This window comes from Thermocrispum agreste DSM 44070 (assembly GCF_000427905.1).
In the GTDB taxonomy this organism is placed as follows: Bacteria; Actinomycetota; Actinomycetes; order Mycobacteriales; family Pseudonocardiaceae; genus Thermocrispum; species Thermocrispum agreste.
The window spans coordinates 1-20,509 of sequence record NZ_ATYX01000007.1; the positions used below are offsets into that span (position 1 = coordinate 1).

Annotated in this window: 19 protein-coding genes and 1 tRNA gene; 8 read left to right on the top strand and 12 right to left on the bottom strand. The window is 70.2% G+C overall.

The genetic code is table 11. The features are described 5' to 3' along the window. Positions 1 to 238: 238 nt before the first annotated feature. Positions 239 to 312 (bottom strand) — tRNA-Arg (locus tag YWY_RS0104325). Positions 313 to 436: 124 nt separating this feature from the next. Beyond that, entirely contained in the window at positions 437 to 934 is a 498-nt protein-coding gene (locus YWY_RS0104330) for a MarR family winged helix-turn-helix transcriptional regulator (RefSeq protein ID WP_028846609.1), read from the bottom strand. 110 nt (positions 935 to 1,044) lie between these two features. Here YWY_RS0104330 and YWY_RS20225 point away from each other — a divergent pair, with 110 nt between their 5' ends. After that, a complete protein-coding gene (locus YWY_RS20225; protein WP_038044501.1) occupies positions 1,045 to 4,338 on the top strand; it encodes an efflux RND transporter permease subunit in 3,294 nt (1,097 codons plus the stop codon). Positions 4,339 to 4,494: 156 nt separating this feature from the next. On the opposite strand, the gene YWY_RS0104340 is transcribed toward YWY_RS20225, so the two are convergent. Genes YWY_RS0104340 through YWY_RS20235 form a run of 4 tightly spaced genes read right to left on the bottom strand, consistent with a single transcriptional unit; the run spans position 4,495 to position 9,325 of the window. Next, complete coding sequence (locus YWY_RS0104340) at positions 4,495 to 6,216, bottom strand: GMC oxidoreductase (protein WP_028846610.1); 1,722 nt, start codon at positions 6,214 to 6,216, stop codon at positions 4,495 to 4,497. 41 nt (positions 6,217 to 6,257) lie between these two features. Continuing rightward, positions 6,258 to 6,848: a hypothetical protein gene (locus YWY_RS0104345; protein ID WP_156899102.1), complete on the bottom strand. Its 591-nt coding sequence runs from the start codon at positions 6,846 to 6,848 to the stop codon at positions 6,258 to 6,260. After that, positions 6,836 to 8,215 carry an FAD-binding oxidoreductase gene (locus tag YWY_RS23055; RefSeq protein WP_051309724.1) on the bottom strand — a complete coding sequence of 460 codons (1,380 nt, stop codon included), beginning with the start codon at positions 8,213 to 8,215 and terminating at the stop codon, positions 6,836 to 6,838. The genes YWY_RS0104345 and YWY_RS23055 overlap by 13 nt, the downstream gene beginning before the upstream one ends. A 6-nt stretch (positions 8,216 to 8,221) precedes the next feature. Next, on the bottom strand, positions 8,222 to 9,325 hold the full coding sequence (locus tag YWY_RS20235; RefSeq protein ID WP_038044502.1) for an alpha/beta hydrolase family protein: 1,104 nt from the start codon (positions 9,323 to 9,325) through the stop codon (positions 8,222 to 8,224). 314 nt (positions 9,326 to 9,639) lie between these two features. On the opposite strand from YWY_RS20235, the gene YWY_RS0104360 reads away from it, so the two are divergent. From YWY_RS0104360 to galT, 5 genes are all read left to right on the top strand, one after another. Next, positions 9,640 to 10,392: a TetR/AcrR family transcriptional regulator gene (locus YWY_RS0104360; protein ID WP_028846612.1), complete on the top strand. Its 753-nt coding sequence runs from the start codon at positions 9,640 to 9,642 to the stop codon at positions 10,390 to 10,392. A gap of 111 nt (positions 10,393 to 10,503) precedes the next feature. Continuing rightward, a complete protein-coding gene (locus YWY_RS0104365; RefSeq protein ID WP_156899103.1) occupies positions 10,504 to 10,842 on the top strand; it encodes an ArsR/SmtB family transcription factor in 339 nt (112 codons plus the stop codon). Beyond that, positions 10,839 to 11,348, top strand: coding sequence for an SRPBCC family protein (locus YWY_RS0104370; RefSeq protein ID WP_028846614.1), 510 nt, complete (start codon positions 10,839 to 10,841; stop codon positions 11,346 to 11,348). The genes YWY_RS0104365 and YWY_RS0104370 overlap by 4 nt, the downstream gene beginning before the upstream one ends. A 130-nt stretch (positions 11,349 to 11,478) precedes the next feature. Then, positions 11,479 to 11,982 (top strand): GNAT family N-acetyltransferase, encoded by a 504-nt coding sequence (locus YWY_RS0104375; protein WP_028846615.1) that lies wholly within the window; start codon positions 11,479 to 11,481, stop codon positions 11,980 to 11,982. A gap of 10 nt (positions 11,983 to 11,992) precedes the next feature. After that, positions 11,993 to 13,021 (top strand): galactose-1-phosphate uridylyltransferase, encoded by a 1,029-nt coding sequence (gene galT / locus YWY_RS0104380; RefSeq protein ID WP_028846616.1) that lies wholly within the window; start codon positions 11,993 to 11,995, stop codon positions 13,019 to 13,021. Positions 13,022 to 13,129: 108 nt separating this feature from the next. Here galT and YWY_RS0104385 read toward each other — a convergent pair whose 3' ends face one another. From YWY_RS0104385 to YWY_RS0104410, 6 genes are all read right to left on the bottom strand, one after another. Continuing rightward, the gene (locus tag YWY_RS0104385; protein ID WP_281168971.1) at positions 13,130 to 14,170 is read right to left on the bottom strand and encodes an asparaginase; all 1,041 of its coding nucleotides are present in this window, start codon (positions 14,168 to 14,170) and stop codon (positions 13,130 to 13,132) included. Positions 14,171 to 14,235: 65 nt separating this feature from the next. After that, positions 14,236 to 15,159, bottom strand: coding sequence for an SMP-30/gluconolactonase/LRE family protein (locus YWY_RS0104390; RefSeq protein ID WP_028846618.1), 924 nt, complete (start codon positions 15,157 to 15,159; stop codon positions 14,236 to 14,238). 66 nt (positions 15,160 to 15,225) lie between these two features. Beyond that, complete coding sequence (locus YWY_RS0104395; protein ID WP_028846619.1) at positions 15,226 to 15,867, bottom strand: histidine phosphatase family protein; 642 nt, start codon at positions 15,865 to 15,867, stop codon at positions 15,226 to 15,228. Beyond that, the gene (locus YWY_RS0104400) at positions 15,867 to 16,943 is read right to left on the bottom strand and encodes a phosphotransferase family protein (protein WP_028846620.1); all 1,077 of its coding nucleotides are present in this window, start codon (positions 16,941 to 16,943) and stop codon (positions 15,867 to 15,869) included. Before YWY_RS0104400 ends, YWY_RS0104395 begins: the two co-directional genes overlap by 1 nt. Positions 16,944 to 16,962: 19 nt before the next feature. Further along, complete coding sequence (locus tag YWY_RS0104405) at positions 16,963 to 17,718, bottom strand: SDR family oxidoreductase (RefSeq protein ID WP_028846621.1); 756 nt, start codon at positions 17,716 to 17,718, stop codon at positions 16,963 to 16,965. Further along, the gene (locus YWY_RS0104410; RefSeq protein ID WP_028846622.1) at positions 17,715 to 18,947 is read right to left on the bottom strand and encodes an acyl-CoA dehydrogenase family protein; all 1,233 of its coding nucleotides are present in this window, start codon (positions 18,945 to 18,947) and stop codon (positions 17,715 to 17,717) included. Before YWY_RS0104410 ends, YWY_RS0104405 begins: the two co-directional genes overlap by 4 nt. Before the next feature lie 64 nt (positions 18,948 to 19,011). Here YWY_RS0104410 and YWY_RS20240 point away from each other — a divergent pair, with 64 nt between their 5' ends. Both YWY_RS20240 and YWY_RS20245 read left to right on the top strand, forming a co-directional pair. After that, on the top strand, positions 19,012 to 19,611 hold the full coding sequence (locus YWY_RS20240) for a TetR/AcrR family transcriptional regulator (protein ID WP_051309726.1): 600 nt from the start codon (positions 19,012 to 19,014) through the stop codon (positions 19,609 to 19,611). Positions 19,612 to 19,912: 301 nt separating this feature from the next. After that, on the top strand, positions 19,913 to 20,311 hold the full coding sequence (locus YWY_RS20245) for a hypothetical protein (RefSeq protein ID WP_425426110.1): 399 nt from the start codon (positions 19,913 to 19,915) through the stop codon (positions 20,309 to 20,311). The last annotated feature ends 198 nt before the right edge of the window (positions 20,312 to 20,509 follow it).

Genomic DNA, 20,509 nt, shown 5'->3' on the forward strand with positions numbered 1-20,509 from the left:
CACCTGGTCGCCACCCACCTCGATGAGGCCGGGCTGACCGCACGACAGATCGCCGACTACCTCGGCCACGCCCAGGTGAGCATGACCCAGGACGTCTACATGAACCGCGGAGTGGTCGGGGGAGCAGCGGCGGCAGCGCTCGACGTCATCGCGCCCGAGTGACGAGGGCAAAGATGGGGGTAAAGCGTGGGCCGATCTCCTCGGAGATCGGCCCACGTGCGTTCCACCTGGTCTTCTGCGCCCCCGGCAGGACTCGAACCTGCGACCAAGAGATTAGAAGGCTCTTGCTCTATCCAGCTGAGCTACGGAGGCATCCGTGCGGTGACCGCACGCCCGTTAGTTTATCGATCCGGTCGCCGGGCGCGCGAGGGCGTGGCCGCCGTGTCGGGCCGCTCCTCACCCGTTCGTCCGGCGCCGTCACCTCCCCAGTCAAACCTCACCGGCGGCCCTCCCGCACCGGTCCGGCGCGGTCCCCGCTTCGCTCGTCGCGCAGCTGCCTGGCCGCCGCGATCAGGGAGTGCATCACCTGCTCGAACTGGCGCAGCGTCTCCGTGTCGAGCCGTTCCAGCACCCGCCGGAACTGCGCGGCCCCCGCATCCAGCATGCGGTCGGCCATCGCCTGCCCTTCGTCGGTCAGCTCCACCCGGCGGATCCTGCGATCGTCCGGGTCCACCCTGCGCGCCACCAGCCCCTGCGCCACCAGCCGGTCGACGATCCCGGTGAGCGTGCCCATGGCGACCCGCAACTTGGCCGCCAGCTCGTGACTGGACGCGGGCCCGTCCAGCGCCAGGTGCACCACCAGGCGTAACTGCTGCATGGTGAGCGACGACGTGACGAACGGCGGCTGATGATCGGGGATCAGCGCCCGGGCCAGATCGCGCTGCAGGCAGGCCAGGCTCGTCACCAGTCGCTCCCGCTCGCCCGACCCCGTCACGGCGCCCTCCCAGCCTCGGTCGACTGCTGCGACGCGCAAAAATTTCGCCTGAGGCTAAATGTTAGCATCACGCGAAACGAACGTCCGCCGTTCGACCGAAGGGGTTCGCCATGACCGGGTTGACCAGGCTCAGCCTCGCCAACCGCGCACTGGTCATCTTGATCTCGCTGGTGATCAGCGCCGTCGGCGTGTTCGCCATTCCGCAGCTCAAGCAGCAGCTGTTCCCGTCGCTGAGCCTGCCGATGGTCTCGGTGGTGACGCCCTACCCCGGCGCACCGCCGGAGACGGTCGAGGACCAGGTCACCGAGCCGATCGAGAACCGGCTGCGCAGTTTGGACTCGGTCGAGGAACTGACGTCGGTCTCGGCGGAGAACGTCTCCACCGTGCGGGTCGCCTTCGACTACGGCAACGACCCCGACGAGCTGGTGAACGACATCAAGGCCGCCGTCGCCGAGGTGGAGAACGAGCTGCCGGAGGGTGCCGAGCCGCAGGTCGTCGCGGGCAGCACCGACGACATCCCGGTGCTCGTGCTGGCCGTCAGCAACGGCGACGGCCAACGCAAGCTCGCCGACAAGCTGGAACGGATCGCCGTCCCCGAGCTGGAGGCGATCCCCGACGTGGCGGACGTCGCCATCACCGGCGCGCGCGAGGATCGCGTGGTCATCAAGCCGGACGCGGACGAACTGGCCGAGCGCGGACTGACCACCGCCGCGATCGTCCAGACCCTGCAGGCCAACGGCGTCGTGGTGCCGGCAGGCAGCCTGACCGCAGGCAACCGGTCGATCACCGTGCAGGTCGGCAGCAAGCTGACCAGCATCGCCGACATCGAGAATCTGTACCTGCCACCGGCCGCCCCGGCCACGCCGGGTCAAGGCCCGGGGGCGCAGGCGCCGGGGGCCGGCGGGCCGAACCCCGCCGGCCAGGCCCCAGCGGGGACGCTCGGTAGCCAGAACCCCGCCGCGCAGCAGGCACCCGGCGCCGGGCAGCAGGCTCCCACCGGGCAGCAGGGACCGGCCGGTCAGGCCCGGCCGCAGCCGGTCAAGCTGGGTGACGTCGCCTCGGTCCGCCTCGAGCCGGAGGAAGCCACCAGCCTGACCCGCACCAACGGCAAGCCGAGCCTCGGCCTGTCGATCACCATGGTGACCGACGGCGACGCGGTGGGGATCTCGCACGAGGTGCGCGACCGCATCGACGACATCGCCGCACAGCTCGGCAACGACACCGAGATCACCGTGGTGTTCGACCAGTCGCCCTACGTCGAGCGTTCCATCGAGGACCTGACCACCGAAGGCGTCCTCGGCCTGGTCTTCGCCGTCCTGGTGATCATGATCTTCCTGCTGTCGCTGCGGTCCACCCTGGTCACCGCGGTGTCCATCCCGCTGTCGGTGGTCATCGCGCTGATCGCGCTGTGGATCGGCGACTACTCGCTCAACATGCTCACGCTGGGCGGGCTGACCATCTCCATCGGCCGCGTGGTCGACGACTCCATCGTGGTGCTGGAGAACATCAAACGGCATCTCGGCTACGGCGAACCCAAGCATCGCGCGGTGCTGAACGGCGTGCGGGAAGTCGCCGGCGCGGTGACGTCGTCGACACTCACCACGGTGGCGGTCTTCCTGCCCATCGCGTTCGTCTCCGGCCTGGTCGGCCAGCTGTTCTCGTCGTTCGCCATCACCGTGACGGTCGCCTTGCTCGCCTCGCTGCTGGTGTCGCTGACCGTCATCCCGGTGCTGGCCTACTGGTTCCTCCGGCGGCCCAAGCAGGCAGGGGCGGAAGACGACGAGGAAGCACGCGAGCGGGTGCGCTCGCAGGCCGAGGCGGCCGAGCTGCGCTCGCCGTTGCAGCGGGCCTACATCCCGGTGCTGAGGTTCGCCACGCGGTTCCGCGCGGTCACCATCCTGATCGGCATCGCCGTGCTGATCGGTACCGGGCTCCTGCTGCCCGGGCTGAAGACGAACTTCCTGGACTCCACCGGCCGGGACACCACGCAGGTCAGCATGACCATGCCCGCGGGCACCGACCTGGCGACCACCGACCGCGCGGCCAAGAAGATCGAGCGGGTGCTGGCCGAGACCGACGAGGTCGCCTCGTACCAGGCGAACATCGGGGCGGGCAACCCGATGCTCGGCGGCATCGGTGCCGCCGCCGATCGCGCCACGTTCTCGGTGACGGTCGACGACGAGGCGGAAACCCCCGATGTGGAGGCCAAGCTCAGGGAGCGGATCGCCGAGCTGGACGGTGTCGGCGACGTGACCGTCGGCATCCGCGGCGGCAACGAGGAGATGGGCGGCAACGCCGTCGAGGTCATCGTCACCGGGTCCGACCGCGAAGCGCTGGCCGAGGCGGCCGAGCAGGTCGAGGCGGTGATGACCGACATCGACGGCCTACGCGACGTGACGTCCGACCTGCGCGATGCCGCACCTCGGGTGCAGATCTCGGTGCGCAAGGAGAAGGCCGCCGAGCTGGGGCTGTCCGAAGCGACCATCGGCCAGTACGTCGCGCAGGCGTTCCGCGGCAGCCCGGTGGGCGAGGTGACGGTCGACGGCCGCACCGTCGATCTGGTCCTGGCGTCGGCACAGCGGAAGCCGGCCACGATCGCCGACATCGAGAAGCTGGAGATCCCGACCGCGGCCGGGCCGGTCCGGCTCTCCGACCTGGCCGTGGTGCGCGAAGTCGACGGGCCCACCCAGATCAGCAGGCTGGACGGCGAACGGGCGGTGACGATCTCCGCCGCCGCCGACATCGACGACCTCGGCGCGGTGACCAACGAGATCACCGTGGCGCTGAGGGAGCTGGGCCTGCCGGACGGCACCGACTACCAGATCGGCGGGACCAGCGCCGAGCAGCAGGAGGCCTTCGCCGACCTGCAGCTGGCCATGCTGATCGCCATCGCGCTGGTGTTCATCATCATGGTCGCCACGTTCCGCAGCTTCGTGCAGCCGCTGATCCTGCTGGTGTCGGTGCCGTTCGCGGCCACCGGCGCGATCGGGCTGCTGCGCCTGACCGACACCCCGCTCGGCGTGCCCGCCATGATCGGGTTGCTGATGCTGATCGGCATCGTGGTGACCAACGCCATCGTGCTGATCGACCTGATCAACCAGTACCGGGCACAGGGCATGTCGGTGCGCGATGCGGTGATCGCGGGCGGCAGGCGCAGGCTGCGGCCGATCCTGATGACGGCGGTGGCCACCATCTGCGCGCTGATCCCGATGGCGATCGGCCTGACCGGCTCCGGCGGATTCATCGCACAGTCACTGGCCATCGTGGTGATCGGTGGCCTGCTCACCTCGACGCTGCTCACGCTGGTCCTGGTGCCGACGCTGTACAGCTTGGTCGAGGGCGGCAAGGAACGGATCCGCCGCGGATTCCGCCGGCGCATCGCCAAGCCGAGCGCGGCGGAGTAGCGCACGCTGCTCCGCCGCCTCCGGGCGGGTCGATCGGCCTGCCGTCACCGCGGGCCCGGCATGCCACCGGCGAGCACCGCCGCCCGCCGTCCAGCGGGCGGGTGCCGCTCAGGCGGCTCCGGCCGCGCGGTTCCCTCCCCCACTCCGGAGGTGGCCTCAGGCCGGCCTGCCGGCCCGCTCGAGCATCCGGGTGCACATGCGGTCGGCCATCGCCGCGATGGTCAGCGACGGGTTCGGCCCGACCGGCCCCGGCATCGCGGCGCCGTCCGCGACGTAGAGGCCGGGGTGGCCGAACACCTCCCCGTCGGCGTCGCACACCGCTTCGCCCGGGTGGTCACCGATCGGCGCGCCGCCCAGCGGATGCACGGTGACGATGCGACGGAAGAACCACATCGGGTTGTCCACGAACCCGGTGCCCAACACCTCGGCGATCCGCCGCATGGTCGACCGCAGGCGCTCGAAGTACGCCATGCTCGTCTCCGAACTCCACCGCACGTCGAGCCGGTCGCCGTCCAGCGTCATCACGCCGTCCGGGACGTCCCGGCCCATGCCGAGCAGCGGCAACGCACCCGCGGACAACACACCGTCACCGAGCAAGTCGGACAGCTCGGCGCCCAGGCTGTTGTCCGGCGCCAGCTTCAGCGCGGTGAGCAGCCACCTGCCCAGGAAGGCCCCGATGCGCCACAGGCTTTTCGGCCCGGACGTCTCGGCGATCCACTCGGCGAACGCGGGGTACCCGCCGTCCTGGATGTAGAAGCCGCGATCACGACAGTCCTCCGACACGTCGTCGCAGTCGACGGCATCCGGTACGCGCAACGCGCTGGTGATCACCGGCCCTTCGGTGGCACCGAACTGCCGCACGTTCTCCGCGTCGTCATCGGCGGGCGTGAGGAAGGTGAGCAGGTCGCCGTTGCCGGAGAACTTCGTGCCCAGCGCATCGCTGAGGCCGGGCAGCGTCGCGCGGTTCCGCAGCAGCAGGAACGTCGTGCCGTAGGTGCCCGCGGCCAGGATCAGCTTCCGGCACACGATGCTGCGCCGGGGCATCTCGTCCCAGTCGACGTCGCGCCCCTCGTTCTCCGGCAAGTGCTCCACATAGCCGACGCGGTAGCCGCCGCCGTCCAATGCCTCGATCGTGCGCACTTCGCAGCGCGGCCGGATCTCCGCCCCTTTCGCCACGGCCGCGGACAAATACGTGTGGTCCAGGCTGTTCTTGGCGCCGTCGTTGCACCCGAGGTTGCACTCACCGCACAGGCGGCACGACCTGCGCTGCGCCCCGTGCAGGTTGCCGTACGGCGGGTCGGCCAGCGGCAGGCCGATCGCCGGCGGCTGGCCCGGCGCCGGGGCGAAGCTGACCGCCAACGGCGGCAGCGACCATTCCAGACCCAGCTTCTCCGCCGCCTCCCGCATCGCCTGCGTCTTGCGCGAACTCGCGTATGCGGGAGACTCGAACGGATACGGCGTCACGTCGAGCATCCGCTCGACGGCGTCGTAGTGCGGGTCGAGCTCGGCACGGCCCACCGGCCACTTCTCGTAGCCACCGCCGGGCAGCGGCTCGCACACGAACCAGCGCTCGTCCTTGCGGATCATCACGTTGGCGTAGATCAGCGAGCCACCGCCCAGCCCGCTGCTGACGATCGAGTCGAACCCGCGGAAGGTCCACACGTCGAACAGGCCCTGCAGGCCCTCGGTGGGGTCCCAGAAGGCCCGGCTCATCTGATGCGGGTTACGCGGGAAGCTGCCGGGCGGATACGCCTTGCCCCGTTCCAGGAGCACCACGTCCAACCCGGCTTCGGCCAGCCGGTATGCGGACACCGATCCTCCGAACCCGGAGCCGACCACCACCGCGTCGGCTCGCTCCTCCGGCGCCGCGCTGCGCATCGTGTGAACCTCCCGGCGAATTTCCGACGTGGCGGGGCGTGTCAAGGAAGGTACGCCGCCGCCAGTTTGCGGGCGAAGAGCCAGCCGTACGCGCCCACCGCCCCGACGAACTGCGCTGCCGTGCGTGCTCCGACAGCACGCATCGAAGCGACCGCGCCCAGCAGGCCGAGCAACCCCAGCCGCAGCTCCCCCGCCCCGACGACGTCCGCACCGGCGTCCTTGCCGCGATGCAACGTCACCGACAGCCGGGTGGTGTCCGACCACAGCCGGCGCAGCATCGGTTTGTCCCGCCAGCATTTCACCCCGGCGAGATGGAACCGGCCCTGCTCGCCGAATGCGCTGGTCAAGGGCACCTGGTAGCGCATCAACGCGGTGCCGTCGGCCGGAAACAGCTCGAACACACCGTCGGAGAACGGCACCGGGTCGCGCACGCCGGGCATCGCCACGGTTCCGGACATGCCGGCTCGTGGGGTCTGGGCGCCGACGAACGCATGGATGTCCGCGATGTGCACGACGGCGTGCAGCGTCATGGTCCAGCCGGTGCGGCGGCCACGCTCCGCCGCCTGCTCCGCGTCGGCGACCCCGAGCACGAACGGACCGGACATCCGCTCGCGGAACGTCAAGCCAACCATCGCGCCTCCGGGCCGCTTTCCTCGTCGCCGTAGCGCGCGTTCGGGTCCAGCCGCCTGCGGCGATGCGGATCCGAGCCGGTGCGCGTGTGCAGGTAACGGAAGGCGCCGTGTGCAAGCGCGACGTCGTCGATCCGCTCGACGACGGTGGACAGGACCCGCTCGGTCATTCTCGCCGGGTCCACGGTCGCGGTCACGGTGATCTCCGCGTGGCGGACGCCGTCCCGGTCACCGCTGAGGTAGGCGGACCGGATCGGCTTGAAGTACAGCGTCAGCGGGCCGATCGCGCCCGCCCGGCGGGCTGCCGCGCACGCGTCGAGCATGCCGCGGGCCACCTCCGCGGCGGCTTCGGCCGGCGCGATCGTGATGAACATGCGGGTGGGCGCACCGACCGTGGCGTCCGCCAGCTCGTCCGCGAACCGCTCGACCCGGTCGGCCGTCGTGTAGACCGGCGGCAGCACCATGGCGGCGACCCCGGCGTACTTGGCGACCGCCGCGGCGGACCGCGGCAGGAACGCCGTCGCGGCACCGATCGCCCGCTGGCAGCCCCGGGCCAGACGGCTCCGCACCACCCTGTCCGCCCGTTCCGCCGCCGGGTGGTACCGCGAGATCTGGCCGCAGCCCGCCTTGCCGAGGTCGATCCAGAACGCCCGGGCGTACCACGCCTGCCCAGGGGAGACGAGCATTTCCGCCGCCTTGGCCAGGAACTCCGGCAGCTTGCCGGTGACGATGCGGTCGTTGCGCAGCAACGTCCGCCGCTTGTCGATCCGCAGCACCTCGACGGTCAGTTCGGTGATCACGCCGTGCCGTCCCAGGCCGGCGAGGACGCGCCGGAACGCCGGGTCGGTCCGGCCACAGCGATGGACCTCGCCGGCGAAGTCGACGTACTCCAGTTCGCTCACCGTGTCGGCGAACAAGCCGAACCGGTGCGACGCCGGGCTGATCCCGCCGACCGAGGCGAACCCACCCGCGGTGAGGTCCCCGTGGTCACCGACGACCTTCAGGCCGAGTCCGCGCTCGGCCAGCCGCCGGTCCACGTCGCCCAGCCGCACCCCGGCCTGCATCGTACAGGTGCCTGCCCGCTCGTCGATCTCGACGACGCGGTCCATCAGCTCGGTGAGCAGCACCGCACCGCCCTCGGCGGTGACCAGACCGTTGCTGGAATGACCGCTGCCGCGCACGATGAGCCGCTCGCCCGCGGCGGCCGCTTCCCGCACCGCCCGCACGACCTCCTCGGTGGAGCGCGGCAAATACACCTTGAACGGCCAGCGTGGCCGTGTCGTGGGGTCGCCTACCCGTTCCCAGTCGTACGCCAGCCAGGACAGCGCGGCATGAGACAAGGCGCGGTGCCCGGCCGACCGATCCCGCATGTGCAATCAGCCCGCCTGACGCTTGAGGAAGTCCACCATCCTGGGGAAGACGTCGCGCGCGACGTACCGCCCCATGAACACGTCCTGGTGACCATAACCGTCGAAGATCTCCAACTCGTGGCGGCCCGGCGCGACGGCTTCCAGCCGCTCGTAGCACACCTGGTTGGAGTCGGTGAAGACGCGATTGGCCGTCCCGGTGGTGAGCAGCACGGGGGTGCGGATCTCGGCGGCCGCGGCGAAGTAGTCCTCGGGCAGGTCCGGGTGGCGCCGCCGGTCGTAGGTCACCGCCTGCCCGGCGCGCACCATCTTGGCCACGTGCCGGTAGTAGGAGAACCCCGTCGGGCCGTACAGGTCGGCGCTGCGCTCGTGGGTGACCGGGTGCAGGTTCTCGTGCCGGTACAGCGCGGGGTGACCGCTTCCCCACATCAAGCTGAGCATGTGGCAGGCCGACGTGTCGCACTCCGGGTGGAACAGGCCGATCAAGCGGGCGATGAACCCGCCGCGCGAGCAGAGCGGCTGCTCGCTCCACTTGGGCCCGATCCAGCGCAGCCCCAGCAGATCTTCCAGGATCACCGGCGCCACGGCCAACTTGATCCGGGACCACAGCGGCACCCGCGGGGTCAGGCCGACGCTGTTGGCGACGATGCTGCGCACGCGCCCGGCCACCCCGTCGACCTGGCCGAACACCGCCATCATGATGGCGGTCGAGCCGAGGCAGTGGGCGATGACGTGCACCGCGTCCACGCCCGTGGTCCGCGCAATCAGCTCCAGCGCCGGGGCGAAGTCGTAGCGGGCCACTTCGTCCAGCGTGTCGCGCCTGCCTTGGGTGTTGTACGGGTGCCGGTTGCTGAACCGGACGTCGGCCGTCCAGACGTCGGTGAACCCGTTGTCCAGCAGAAAGCTCACCAGGTTCCGGTGCTCCGGCATGATGAACATGTCGCTGGACGTGGTCAAGCCGGACACCACCAGCACCACGTCGTCGCACGGCTGACGGCAGAACCGCAGCAGGCTCAGCTCCAGGCCGTCCTCGGTGCGGTAGCGATACGTGGACACGTCGGCGCCGCGGACACCGTCCAGCGTGTACTGCGGAATGGAACGCTGGGGACCCACTTGGCACCTCCGTCCCGCCGGCTGCGCACCGCGCGCTCCCTCGCGTCAGCACGGTAGCCGACCGATGTGCGCCCGCGCGCCCCTTGCCGCCCGGCGTGCGGGCACGGTGGGCCAGTGCCGGAGGCGGGGCCCCACCCCCAGAAGCGGCCCCGCCCCCGCGAGAATCCCTCCCCCTGCCGTCGGATCCCTGTACACTGGTCTTGACAGAGAACACTGTTCTCGACGGAGAGAGTAGTCAACCAATCTGTTCTCCGTCAAGAACACGCGATCAGAAAAGTTGACGGTGTTCTCGTCGACGAGTAAGGATGCCTGACATGCCGAGCGCCGAAGCCGCGAAGAGCGCACCACAGCGCGTCCCGTCGCGGCGCGAGCGATTCCGCCAGGCCACGATCGACGAGATCAAGATGTACGCCCGCGAGCAGATGGCCGCGGGTGGCCCGGCCAGCTTGTCGCTGCGCGCAGTGGCCAGGGACATGAACATCACGCCGTCGGCGTTGTACCGGTACTTCTCCGGTATCGACGACCTGATCACCGCTTTGTGCGTGGACGCCTACCACGCCGTCGGCGACGCGGTGGGCGCGGCAGTGGGCGAGCTTCCCGAGGACGATCACGTCGGCCGCTGGCGCGCCTACGCCAACAGCTTCCGCGGCTGGGCGCTGGCCAACCCGTCGGACTTCGCCCTGATCTACGGCACACCGTTGCCCGGGTACAAGGCCCCACCGGAGATCACGCAGGCGGCGGCGTTCCGCTACCTCAGCGTGGCACTGCGCACGGTGGCTTCCGCAGTCGCCGCGGGTGCGATCGACCTCGAGCGCAGCTTGCTGTCCTACACCCCGGATCTCGACCCGGACCTGGTGGCGCACTGGGACAAGCTCGGCCTGCACCTGGATCCGCAGGTGGCCGCGATCACGGCGGGCGCGCAGGTGACCGTGCAAGGCCACCTCACGCTGGAGCTGTTCGGCCACTTCAACTGGCTGCGCAACGACATCGACCACGTGTGGGAAGGGCACCTGCGGGCGATGATGATCGCCATGGGCTTCGACCCGCAGGAGCTGCCGGCAGCCTGACCGGCAGGACCGCGGCCGCCCGGGGCGATCCGGCCGGAGACGCACACCCCTTGACCGCACTCCACCGTCGGCGTACATTGAACCGATCAGTTAATTAACCAGATGGTTCCCATGGCGAACGATCAGCTCAGCGTGGTTTTCGCGGCATTGGCCGACCCGACACGGCGTGCCATCCTGGCGCGGCTGGCCGAGGGCGAGGCCACCGTCGGCGAGCTGGCCGAACCGTTCGAGATGAGCCTGCCCGCGGTCTCCAAGCACCTGAGGGTGCTGGAACGTGCCGGGTTGATCACCCGCGGCCGCAACGCCCAGTGGCGGCCGTGCCGGCTCCAGGCCGCCCCGTTGCGTCAGGTGGCGGACTGGGTCGGTAACTACCAGCAGTTCTTCGACGACAGCTACCGGCGCCTCGACGACTATCTGGACCGCATCCGGCACCAAGGAGACACCCCATGAGCGGCACCACGGGCAGCGCGGTCATCACCACCCCGGCCGACACCCAGATCGTCATCACCCGGACGTTCGACGCACCACGCCAGCTGGTGTGGGACGCCTTCACCAAGCCGGAGCACGTGCGCAACTGGTGGGGGCCGCGGAAGTACGACAACCACATCACCGAGATCGACCTCCGTCCGGGCGGATCCTGGCGATTCGGCCAGCGCGGCCCGGACGGCATGGAGGTCGTCTTCGGCGGCACGTATCGCGAAATCGATCCGCCGCGGCGCGCCGTCTACACCGAGCGCTGGCTGAACATGCCCGCCGAGCTCGGTGGCGGCGCGGACGGCAGCCCGGAAGCGGTGATCACGGTGACGTTCGACGAGCACGACGGCCGCACCACGGTGACCACCGTGTGCGAGTACGGCTCGCGCGAGGTCCGCGACGCGGTGCTGGCCTCCGGCATGGAATCCGGGATGCAGGAGTCCTACGACCGCATCGACGAGATCCTGGCCACCCTCGGCTGAGGGCTGCCAGCCGGCCACCGCGGCGGACCGGAAGCGTCGCACCGGCCGGCCCGCGACGCGTCGGACCAGGTGCGACAAGCCGGACGAAATTCGCTTGCCCGCCCGCGACGCGGCTGGGCAAGCTGGCGCCATGCAGATCAGGCAGGCGGAACCTGAGGACTGGGATTCGATCTGGCCGTTCTTCCAGCGGATCGTCGCCGAACAAGAGACCTACACCTACGATCCCGCGATCGACAAGGACAGCGCCGAACGCTTGTGGATGCAGCTCGAGCCGCCCGCGCACACCGTGGTCGCGGTCGACGACACCGACCCGGACCAGCGGATCGTGGGCTCGGCGACCATGTACCCGAACCGGCCGGGCCCGGGCTCGCACATCGCCAGTGCCTCGTTCATGGTCGACCCGGACCGGCACGGCAAGGGCATCGGCCGCGCGCTCGGCGAGTACATGATCGATTGGGCCAATCGCAGCGGCTATCGGGGCATTCAGTTCAACGCCGTGGTGGAGACCAACGCCCCCGCGGTGCACCTGTGGCAGTCGCTGGGTTTCCGCATCATCGGCACGGTTCCCGGGGCGTTTCGCAGCCGCAAACACGGATACGTCGGCCTGCACGTGATGTTCCGCGAGGCCGGGTAGCGTTCGGCACATGCACAAGAGCACGATCCGTCTGGCCGACGGCAGGCAGCTGATCTACTTCGACCGCGAGCCCGGCGCCGATCGGTCCGCGGAGGACAAGCGCGACCTGCCGCCGTTGTCCGCGCAGAGCCAGCTGCGGCACGACGTGTTGCAGGACGAGTACGTCGTGGTCGCCACCCATCGGCAGGGCCGCACGCACCTGCCGGCGGCGGACGAGTGCCCGCTGTGTCCTTCGCGGGAAGGCAGGCTCACCGAGATTCCCGCCGAGGACTACGAAGTCGTGGTCTTCGACAACCGCTTCCCGTCGCTCACCCCGCCCGGCGGTCACTGCGAGGTGATCTGCTTCAGCAGCGACCACACCGCATCGCTCGGCTCGTTGCCGGACGACCGGATGGAGCTGGTGCTGGCCGCGTGGGCGGACCGCACGGCGGAGCTGACCACCCAGCCCGGTGTCGAGCACGTCTTCCCGTTCGAGAACCGGGGTGTCGAGGTCGGGGTGACGCTGCATCACCCGCACGGCCAGATCTACGCGTTCCCGTTCGTGCCGCCCAGGGCCCGGCGGATGCTGGAACAGGCCCGCAACCACTACCACCGCACCGGCAGCAACCTGTTCGCCCAGGTGTTGGCCAACGAACTGGACGCGGAGGTGCGCATCGTCGAGCACACCACGCACTGGACGGCCTTCGTGCCGGAGGCCGCGCGGTGGCCGGTGGAGCTGCACGTCTACCCGAACCGGCAGGTGGCCGACCTGACCGAGCTCACCGCGGTGGAGCGGCAGGACTTCGCGTCGCTGTATCCGCGGCTGCTGCGCAAACTCGACGCGCTCTACGACCAACCCCTGCCCTACCTCGCCGGCTGGCAGCAGGCCCCGGTGGCCATCGACCGGGACATGGCCTACTTGCGGCTGGAGCTGGTCTCGCCGCGGCGAGCCGCGGAGAAGCTGAAGTACCTGGCCAGCGTCGAGACGTTGATGGGCGCGTTCCTCAACGACGTCCGCCCCGAGGACACCGCCCGGCGGCTGCGCGAACTTCCTGGCTGATCGGCGACCCGGCCGGGCAGGCAGCGGGCGGACAGTCAACCGACAGCCGCCCGCCGGACAACCAGCACACCAACCGAAAAGCCAGCCAGGCAGGCACCAGCCGGGCGGTCAGCCGGGCTGCACCACGCCGGACCGCTGGACGACCGGCGCCACCCGCTCGGCCAGCGTCCCGGCCAGGCGCACGCCGTCACCGCCGGAACCGGCCGCGTCGGCGAGAAACCCAGCAACCCGGTTCGGCTCGACCCCGCAGAGCACCAGCCCGGCGGCGGTGAGCTGGTCACGCGGGCGTGGTGAGCCGTCGGCGACCTTCACCGCCACCGCCGACCCGTCGGGCAGCGCCGCGATCTGCACGCCTTCGTACCCGTCCTTGGCGATCAGCCCCGGCACCTGCCGGATCAGCCTGGTCACCGACCGATCGGTGCCGCCGAGCATCTCGGGATGACGGCGGATCGCCTCGGCGACGGCGGCTTCGGCCGTCTGCGGCTGCGCGGTGGCGATGGCCGCGGCGGCACGTGCCAGCCCGCGCAGCGTGACGGCGAACAGCGGCGCTCCGCAGCCGTCGACGGCCACATGGGCCGGACGCTCACCGGCCAGCTCCGTGACCGTCGCCGCGATCGCCTGCTGCAGCGGATGCGCAGGGTCGAGATAGCCGGCGGTCGGCCAGTCGTTGCCGCGCGCCGTGGCCAGCATCGCCGCATGCTTGCCAGAGCAGTTCTGTACCAGCCTGCTGGGTGGTTGCCCGGCCGCCACGTGCGCGTCACGCACCGCCTGGTCGAGCGGGCGGTCCGCGGGGTTGCGCAGCTCGTCCTCACCGACCCCGGCCTCGGCCAGGATCCGGCGAACCCCGTCGACGTGCCGTCGTTCCCCGGAGTGGCTGGACGCGGCCAGCGCCAGCAGGTCCGGCGGCAAGCGCAGACCGAGCCGCACCATGGCCGCCGCCTGTACCGGTTTCATGGCCGAGCGGGGATAGTGCACCGCATCCGGCTCCCCGGTCGCGAACACCACGTCGCCATCCGGCCCCAGCACGATCATCGAGCCGTAGTGCACGCTCTCGACCAGACCCGAGCGCAGTACGTAGGCGAGTGGTTCGTGTTTCGGCGGCAGGTCGGCACGAAGCGTGGGGCGGCCGGATCCGGCTGGCGATGACAGGCTCACCCGGCCAGTCTCCACACCGCCCGGCAGGCGGGTCAAAGCGGCGGACACGAAATGTGTCCTCACGCCCACCCGGTCAGCCCGGACGGCATGACCACGACGTTCCTCCCGATCGGGCTGCCGAAGTACAACCAGCCGTCCCGCTCCCGCACCGCACTGAGCACCGACACCCCGGCGATCCTTCCCCGGTACTGCCGCACCACGGTGCCCGACTCGTCCATGGCGGCCGCCCCCACCGACGACGTGATCCGCAGTCGCTGCGGCAGCCGGCCCACGACGTCACGGACCGGCTTCGGCGCGTGCCGCAGCACGTCGAACGACCGCACCCTGGGGCTGGCCAGCGCGACCCAGATCAGCCCGTCCGATCCGGTGGAGGCGTTGTCCGGATAACCGGGAAGGTTCGCGGCGAACACGTCGCTGGTGCCCGCGCGGCTGCCGGAGAGCCGCAGCCGGGTGATCCGGCGCTCCGCCGTTTCGGCCACGACCACGAACGACTCGTCCGGGGCGAGGGCCACCCCGTTGGCGAAATGCAATCCGGTGAGCAGCTCCTCCACCCTGCCGTCCGGGCAGCGCCGCAGCAGCCGCCCGGTTCCTGCCCGGTGCAGCAGGCTTCTGCGCCACTGGGCCGGGTCGAAGTGGGTGGACGAATCACTGAAGTAGATCGTGCCGTCACCGGCCACCGCCGCGTTGTTGCACGCCCGCAGATCGCCGCCGCCCACCAGCGTGCGCGCGGCGCCACCGGCGAGCGACACGACCGCCAGCCCGCGTGGCCCGCAGCATGCCAGCAGCTCGTCCTCGCCGTAGAACTCCAGGCCGTAGACGCGCCCGTCGAGCTGGGCGATCGTCTCGACGGCACGGCCGGTCTGGCTGACCCGCAGGATGCGTCCGTCGGACAACCCGGTGTACACGCAGCCTTCGGCGTCGACGAGGACGTCCTCGGGGCCCTCACCGGTCAGCGGGACGAGCTTGGCGTCGCGAAACCCCATGACGTCCCTTTTCTACCGGAGTGCCGCCACGGCGACACCGCACAGGCGACCGGACGCAGGCAGCGGCTACCGGAACGTGAACAGGTGCCTGCGCGGTCCCTCGAAGTGCCCGTGCTCGTTCAGCGACACCAGGGTCAGCCCGGACCGGCCGCTGATGATCTTGGTGATCGCACCGTTGGCCATGAACCGGTTGAACACCCAGAACAGCCCGGCTTGATCCCCGACCACGCGGGCGGCGAGCGCGGCGATCACGCCGCCGGAGGTGAACACCAGCGCGTTCTGGCCAGGACCGAGCTCGCCGACCACGGTGTCCAGCGCCCCGTTGACTCTGGCGGCGAACTCCTGCCAGCTCTCCGCGGACCGGCCGTCCCCCGGTCCTGCCGCCACCCACGCCTGCAGCGCCCGGTCCAGCACCCGCTGGTAGGCGCGCTGGTCGGTGGTCTGCGGCTCTTCCGGCGCGTAGGCGAACACGTCGGCGAAGTCGTACTCGTTCCACCTGGCGTCCTGATCCGGGGTGAAGCCCGCCGCGACGGCCGTGTCCCGCTGGCGCGCCATGCTGCCGCTGCGCACCACGGCGAACTCCACCTCGCGGCGCCGCAGCTCCTCCCCCACGACGACGCTCTGTTCCTTGCCCAGCGGGGACAGCTTGTCGTAGTCGGCCGCGCCGAACGACGCCTGGCCGTGCCGGACGAGATAGATCGCGCCCATCAGCTCACCGCCTTCGCACCGGAGGAGATCAGCTCCCGGCAGTACCGCTCGGCGTACACCACGTGCTGCCACATGTCGGCGTAGATCGGATTGTGCGTACCGCCTTCGGCGTACCTGCGGTACAGCTGCTGCAGGATCACCGCCAGCCGGAAAACCCCGTACACCCGGTAGAACGTCCAGTTCCGGGCGACCTGGTCGTGGCGTCCGGTGCGCTCGGCGTAGTACTGCACCACTTCGTCCCTGGTCAGCATGCCCGGCAAGTGCGTGGGCTGCCTGCGCATCTGCTGCAGGAACTCGTCGTCGTCGGCCTGGGTCCAGTAGGCCAGGGTGGCGCCCAGCTCCATCAGCGGATCACCCACGGTGGCCATTTCCCAGTCCAGCACGCCGATGACCCGCAGCGACGAGTCGAGTACCAGGTTGTCGAACCGGTAGTCGTTGTGGATCAGGCACGCTCCGACGTCCTCCGGCTGGTTGTCGTTCAGCCAGCCCATCACTTCGACGCAGTCCGGCACGTTGGCGGTGCGTGCCCGCTCGTACCGGCGGCACCAGCCCTCCACCTGCCTGCGCACGTAGCCGGGGCCCTTGCCCAGCCCGGCCAGGCCTGCCGCCTCGACGTCGACCTGGTGCAGGTCGATCAGGCGGTCGATGGCCTGCAGGCACAGCGCGCGGACCTGCTGTTCGGTCAGCTCGAGTCCGTCCGGGAGATCGCGGCGCAGGATGATGCCCTCGAGCTTCTCCATGACGTAGAACTCGGCGCCGATGACGCTCTCGTCGTCGCAGAACGCCAGCACTTTCGGCACGTACGGGAACACCGGGCGCAGGCGCTGCTGCACCCGGAACTCCCGGCGCATGTCGTGGGCGGACGCGGCGCGGTGGCCACGCGGCGGCCGCCGCAGGATCAGCGACCGATCCGGGTAGTCGAGCTGGTAGGTCAAATTGGACGCGCCACCGGGGAACTGCTGTACCGAGGGCACCTCGGTCAGCCCGTCCAGGCGCTCCGACAGCCACGCGTGCACCGCTGCCGGATCGAACGCGTCCTCCTCGCGTACCGGCCCTGGCCTGTCCTGCACAGTCACACCGACCTCACAAACGTCCTCACATCACCTTCCGCAGCAGCCAATCCGGTGCCATGCGCACCAGCCGGGCGAGCACCGCCCACGGCCACCGCGGCACGAACGCGGTGGCGGGCTCGCGCTCGATCACCGCGACCATCTCCCGCACGCCCTTCTCGGTCGAGACGATGAGCGGGCTCTTCGGCGCGCGGGCGGTCATCTCCGACTCGATGTAGCCGGGTTTGAGCGTGGTCACCTTCACCGGGCCCCGCCCATGGTGCAGGCGGATGCCTTCGGCCAGCGAGGCCGCGAACGCCTTGCTCGCCGCGTAGGCGGTCAGCGTGCGCGGGGCGCCGCGCTCGGCCAGCACGGACGCCAGCACCACCAGGTGCCCGTCGCGCTGGTCGAGGAAGATCTCCATCGCCGCCTCGCACTGGGCCAGCAGGCCGAGCACGTTGGTCTCCAGCGTCTGCTTGTTCGCCCGCTCGAAGTACCCGGTGCCCAGCGGCTGTCCCTTGCCGAGGCCCGCGTTGGCGATCACCCGGTCGATCCGGCCCAGCTCGGCACGAAAGTCCCGGAACACGGCGAACACCGCATCGTGATCGGTCACGTCGAGCTGCCTGGTGACCACGCGGATGCCCGGGTTGTCCCGGCGCAGCTGCCCGGCGAGCTCGTCGACCCGCTCGATGCGCCGCGCACACAACGCCAGGTTACGCCCTTTCGCGGCGAACTGCCTGGCCATTTCCACACCGAGGCCGGAGCTGGCCCCGGTGATGAGGATGTTCTGCCGGACGGTCATGCCTTGTCCCCTTGCCGGTACCGGGCCAGCTCCATGCGGGAGACGACGCCCAGGTGCACCTCGTCCGGCCCGTCGGCCAGCCGGAGGGCGCGCGCCCAGGCGGCCGCGGCGGCCAGCGGGAAGTCGTCGGTCACGCCCGCGGCGCCGTGCAGCTGGATGGCGAAGTCGATGACCTCCTGCGCCATCGCGGGCACCGCGGCCTTGATCTGGGACAGCTCGGACAACGCGCCGGCAGCGCCCTTGGTGTCCAGCAGCCACGCGGTGTGCAGCACGTGCAGCCGCGCCTGGTTGATGGCGATGCGCGCCTTGGCGATCCGTTCCCGGTTGCCGCCCAGGTCGGCCAGCTGCTTGCCGAACGCGGTGCGCGACGTGGCGCGCCGCAGCCCCGCTTCCAATGCCCGCTCGGCCAGGCCGATCGTGCGCATGCAGTGGTGGATGCGACCCGGCCCGAGCCTGCCCTGCGCGATCTCGAATCCCCTGCCGAGCCCGGCGATCACGTTCTCCTTGGGCACCCGCACGTCGTCGAACACCACTTCGCCGTGCCCGTACGGCGGGTCGAGGTAGCCGAACACCGGCAGCATGCGCTCCACCCGCAGGCCGGGGTGGTCCCGCGGCACGATCACCATGGAGTGCCTGGCGTGCCGGGGCGCGTCCGGATCGGTCAGGCCCATGAAGATGACGAATGCGCACTTCGGGTGGCCGATGCCGGACGAGAACCACTTCCGCCCGTTGATCACCACCTCGTCGCCGTCCGGCACCGCGGTGGCCGCCATGTTGGTCGCATCGGACGAGGCCACCGCGGGCTCGGTCATGCAGAACGCGGACCGGATCCGGCCTTCCAGCAGCGGCTTCAACCACCGCTCGCGCTGCTCGTCGCTGCCGTAGTGGACCAGCACCTCGGCGTTGCCGGTGTCCGGTGCGTTGCAGTTGAACACTTCCGGCGCGAACGGATACCGCCCCATCAGCTCGGCCAGCGGCGCGTAGTCCACGTTGGACAGCCCGGGGTACCCGGTGATGCCGGCCTTCGCCGGGGGCAGGAAGAAGTTCCACAACCCCTGCTCGCGGGCCTTCTGCTTGAGCTGTTCGATCACCGGCAGCTCGACCCACGGGTCGTCCAGCTCGCGCAGCGTCCGCAGGTAGTCGTCCTCCACCGGGGCGATCTCGGTCTCGATGAAGTCGGCGACCTTCTGCCGGAGCTCAGCCGCTCGCGGCGACAGTGCGAAGTCCATGCCCGCACGGTACATTCTTATTGAGTATTGCTCAATAGCGTGCGCACCGACGGGAGGCCTTCCGATGAGCACCACACCGCGCAGGCGGAGGCAGCACCCCGTGGAGCGCCGCAAGCAGCTGATCGGCATCGGGCTGCGCATGCTCACCGAACGGCCGCTGCACGAGATCACCGTCGACGCGGTCGCCGCCGAGGCCGGGATCTCCCGCTCGTTGCTGTTCCACTACTTCCCCACCAAGCAGGACTTCTACGCCGAAGTGGTGCGCGCCGCCGGCCGGCGCATGCTGCGCTCGGCCTTCCCGGCGGGCAAGGACGAGCCCAGCGAGCTGAGCGACGTGCTGGAGGGATACCTGTCGTTCATCGAACGGCGGCACGAGCTCTACACCGGCCTGTTCCGGCACACCGCGCCCGGCGACTGGCTGCACGACATCGCCCAAGAGACCCGCACCCGGATGGTCGACCAGTTGCTGCTCAGCCTGCGTATCGAACAGCCGGCACCTATGGTGCGGGCGGCTGTCGGCGCGTGGCTGTCGTTCGCCGAGCAGCTGTGCCTGGAGTGGGCGGCGCACCGCCACGGGAAGCGGGAACGGGTGCTGGCCCTGCTGCGCGGCAGCCTGCACACCGTGGTCGCTCTCGCCGCCGACGAGGACGCCGCCGGTTCTTGACCCGGCACGAGCGGAGCCTGCGTCCCGACGAAAGACGGCGGCCGATGCCGGGCTCGGCGCGCCGCCGGGCACCAGCCACGCCACCCCTCGCCCGGTTTTCGTGACAGTTCCGCGCTGCGGCCGGACAAGGACCGAACGACGTAGTAGGCCAGACGGGTCACGATCGGATTCCAGCGAATCGATTCCGTGTGGCAGAATCACGCCACATTCTCACCGGGAATACCGGCATTTCGGGGCACGACCGGAACAATTCGGACGCGCATTCCGTCGGCCGGTGACGAGAATAGCGAGGGCAGATTCCATGACCGTGTCGCCGATCCAGGGGCAGCACGCCCCGACCGATGACCACTCCACACCGTTCTCCCGAGAGCTGCGCGCGGCGATCAAAGCCAGCGGCCTCGGACTGGACCGCATTCAGGTGCGGTTGCGCAACCGCGGCATCCCGATCAGCGTGACGGCACTGTCGTACTGGCAGTCCGGCAAGCGCCAGCCGGAGCGGGCCCGCTCCATCTCGGCGGTGCGCGCACTGGAGGAAATCCTGGGCCGACCTGCTGGTTCTCTGGTTCGCCTGCTCGAGCCGCCGCGCCCGCGAGGCCGCGCCGCGCGCAATGCACAAGCCCGCAGGACGACAAGCCGCCAGCCGGAACGGACGGCTTCCCCACCGCAGGCGAAATCGTTCGGCGGCCTGGTCACCCCGTAGGCGAGCCGACCACGATTCCGGCCCGGGGTGCCTTCCCCGGGCCGCATCGCCTGCCGTCCGGAAGCGGCACCGCGAAAACGACATTCGGCTACTGCGCATCACCCGACGATCGTCGGTAGCGCAACCGCATTCAATGCGCTATACCACGCCGCGGCAGCGCGGTGATCGCATTTCGTAATTGCCGACCGACCGGATTCC

Coding starts and splice junctions, on each gene's coding strand:
- YWY_RS20245 (WP_425426110.1), top strand. CDS start 19,913: ATGACCGTGTCGCCGATCCAGGGGCAGCACGCCCCGACCGATGACCAC.
- YWY_RS0104395 (WP_028846619.1), bottom strand. CDS start 15,867: ATGGGCGCGATCTATCTCGTCCGGCACGGCCAGGCGTCGTTCGGCGCG.
- YWY_RS0104345 (WP_156899102.1), bottom strand. CDS start 6,848: ATGGTTGGCTTGACGTTCCGCGAGCGGATGTCCGGTCCGTTCGTGCTC.
- YWY_RS20225 (WP_038044501.1), top strand. CDS start 1,045: ATGACCGGGTTGACCAGGCTCAGCCTCGCCAACCGCGCACTGGTCATC.
- YWY_RS0104375 (WP_028846615.1), top strand. CDS start 11,479: ATGCAGATCAGGCAGGCGGAACCTGAGGACTGGGATTCGATCTGGCCG.
- YWY_RS0104360 (WP_028846612.1), top strand. CDS start 9,640: ATGCCGAGCGCCGAAGCCGCGAAGAGCGCACCACAGCGCGTCCCGTCG.
- YWY_RS0104370 (WP_028846614.1), top strand. CDS start 10,839: ATGAGCGGCACCACGGGCAGCGCGGTCATCACCACCCCGGCCGACACC.
- YWY_RS0104410 (WP_028846622.1), bottom strand. CDS start 18,947: ATGGACTTCGCACTGTCGCCGCGAGCGGCTGAGCTCCGGCAGAAGGTC.
- galT (WP_028846616.1), top strand. CDS start 11,993: ATGCACAAGAGCACGATCCGTCTGGCCGACGGCAGGCAGCTGATCTAC.
- YWY_RS23055 (WP_051309724.1), bottom strand. CDS start 8,215: ATGCGGGATCGGTCGGCCGGGCACCGCGCCTTGTCTCATGCCGCGCTG.
- YWY_RS0104365 (WP_156899103.1), top strand. CDS start 10,504: ATGGCGAACGATCAGCTCAGCGTGGTTTTCGCGGCATTGGCCGACCCG.
- YWY_RS20240 (WP_051309726.1), top strand. CDS start 19,012: ATGAGCACCACACCGCGCAGGCGGAGGCAGCACCCCGTGGAGCGCCGC.
- YWY_RS0104405 (WP_028846621.1), bottom strand. CDS start 17,718: ATGACCGTCCGGCAGAACATCCTCATCACCGGGGCCAGCTCCGGCCTC.
- YWY_RS0104390 (WP_028846618.1), bottom strand. CDS start 15,159: ATGGGGTTTCGCGACGCCAAGCTCGTCCCGCTGACCGGTGAGGGCCCC.
- YWY_RS0104340 (WP_028846610.1), bottom strand. CDS start 6,216: ATGCGCAGCGCGGCGCCGGAGGAGCGAGCCGACGCGGTGGTGGTCGGC.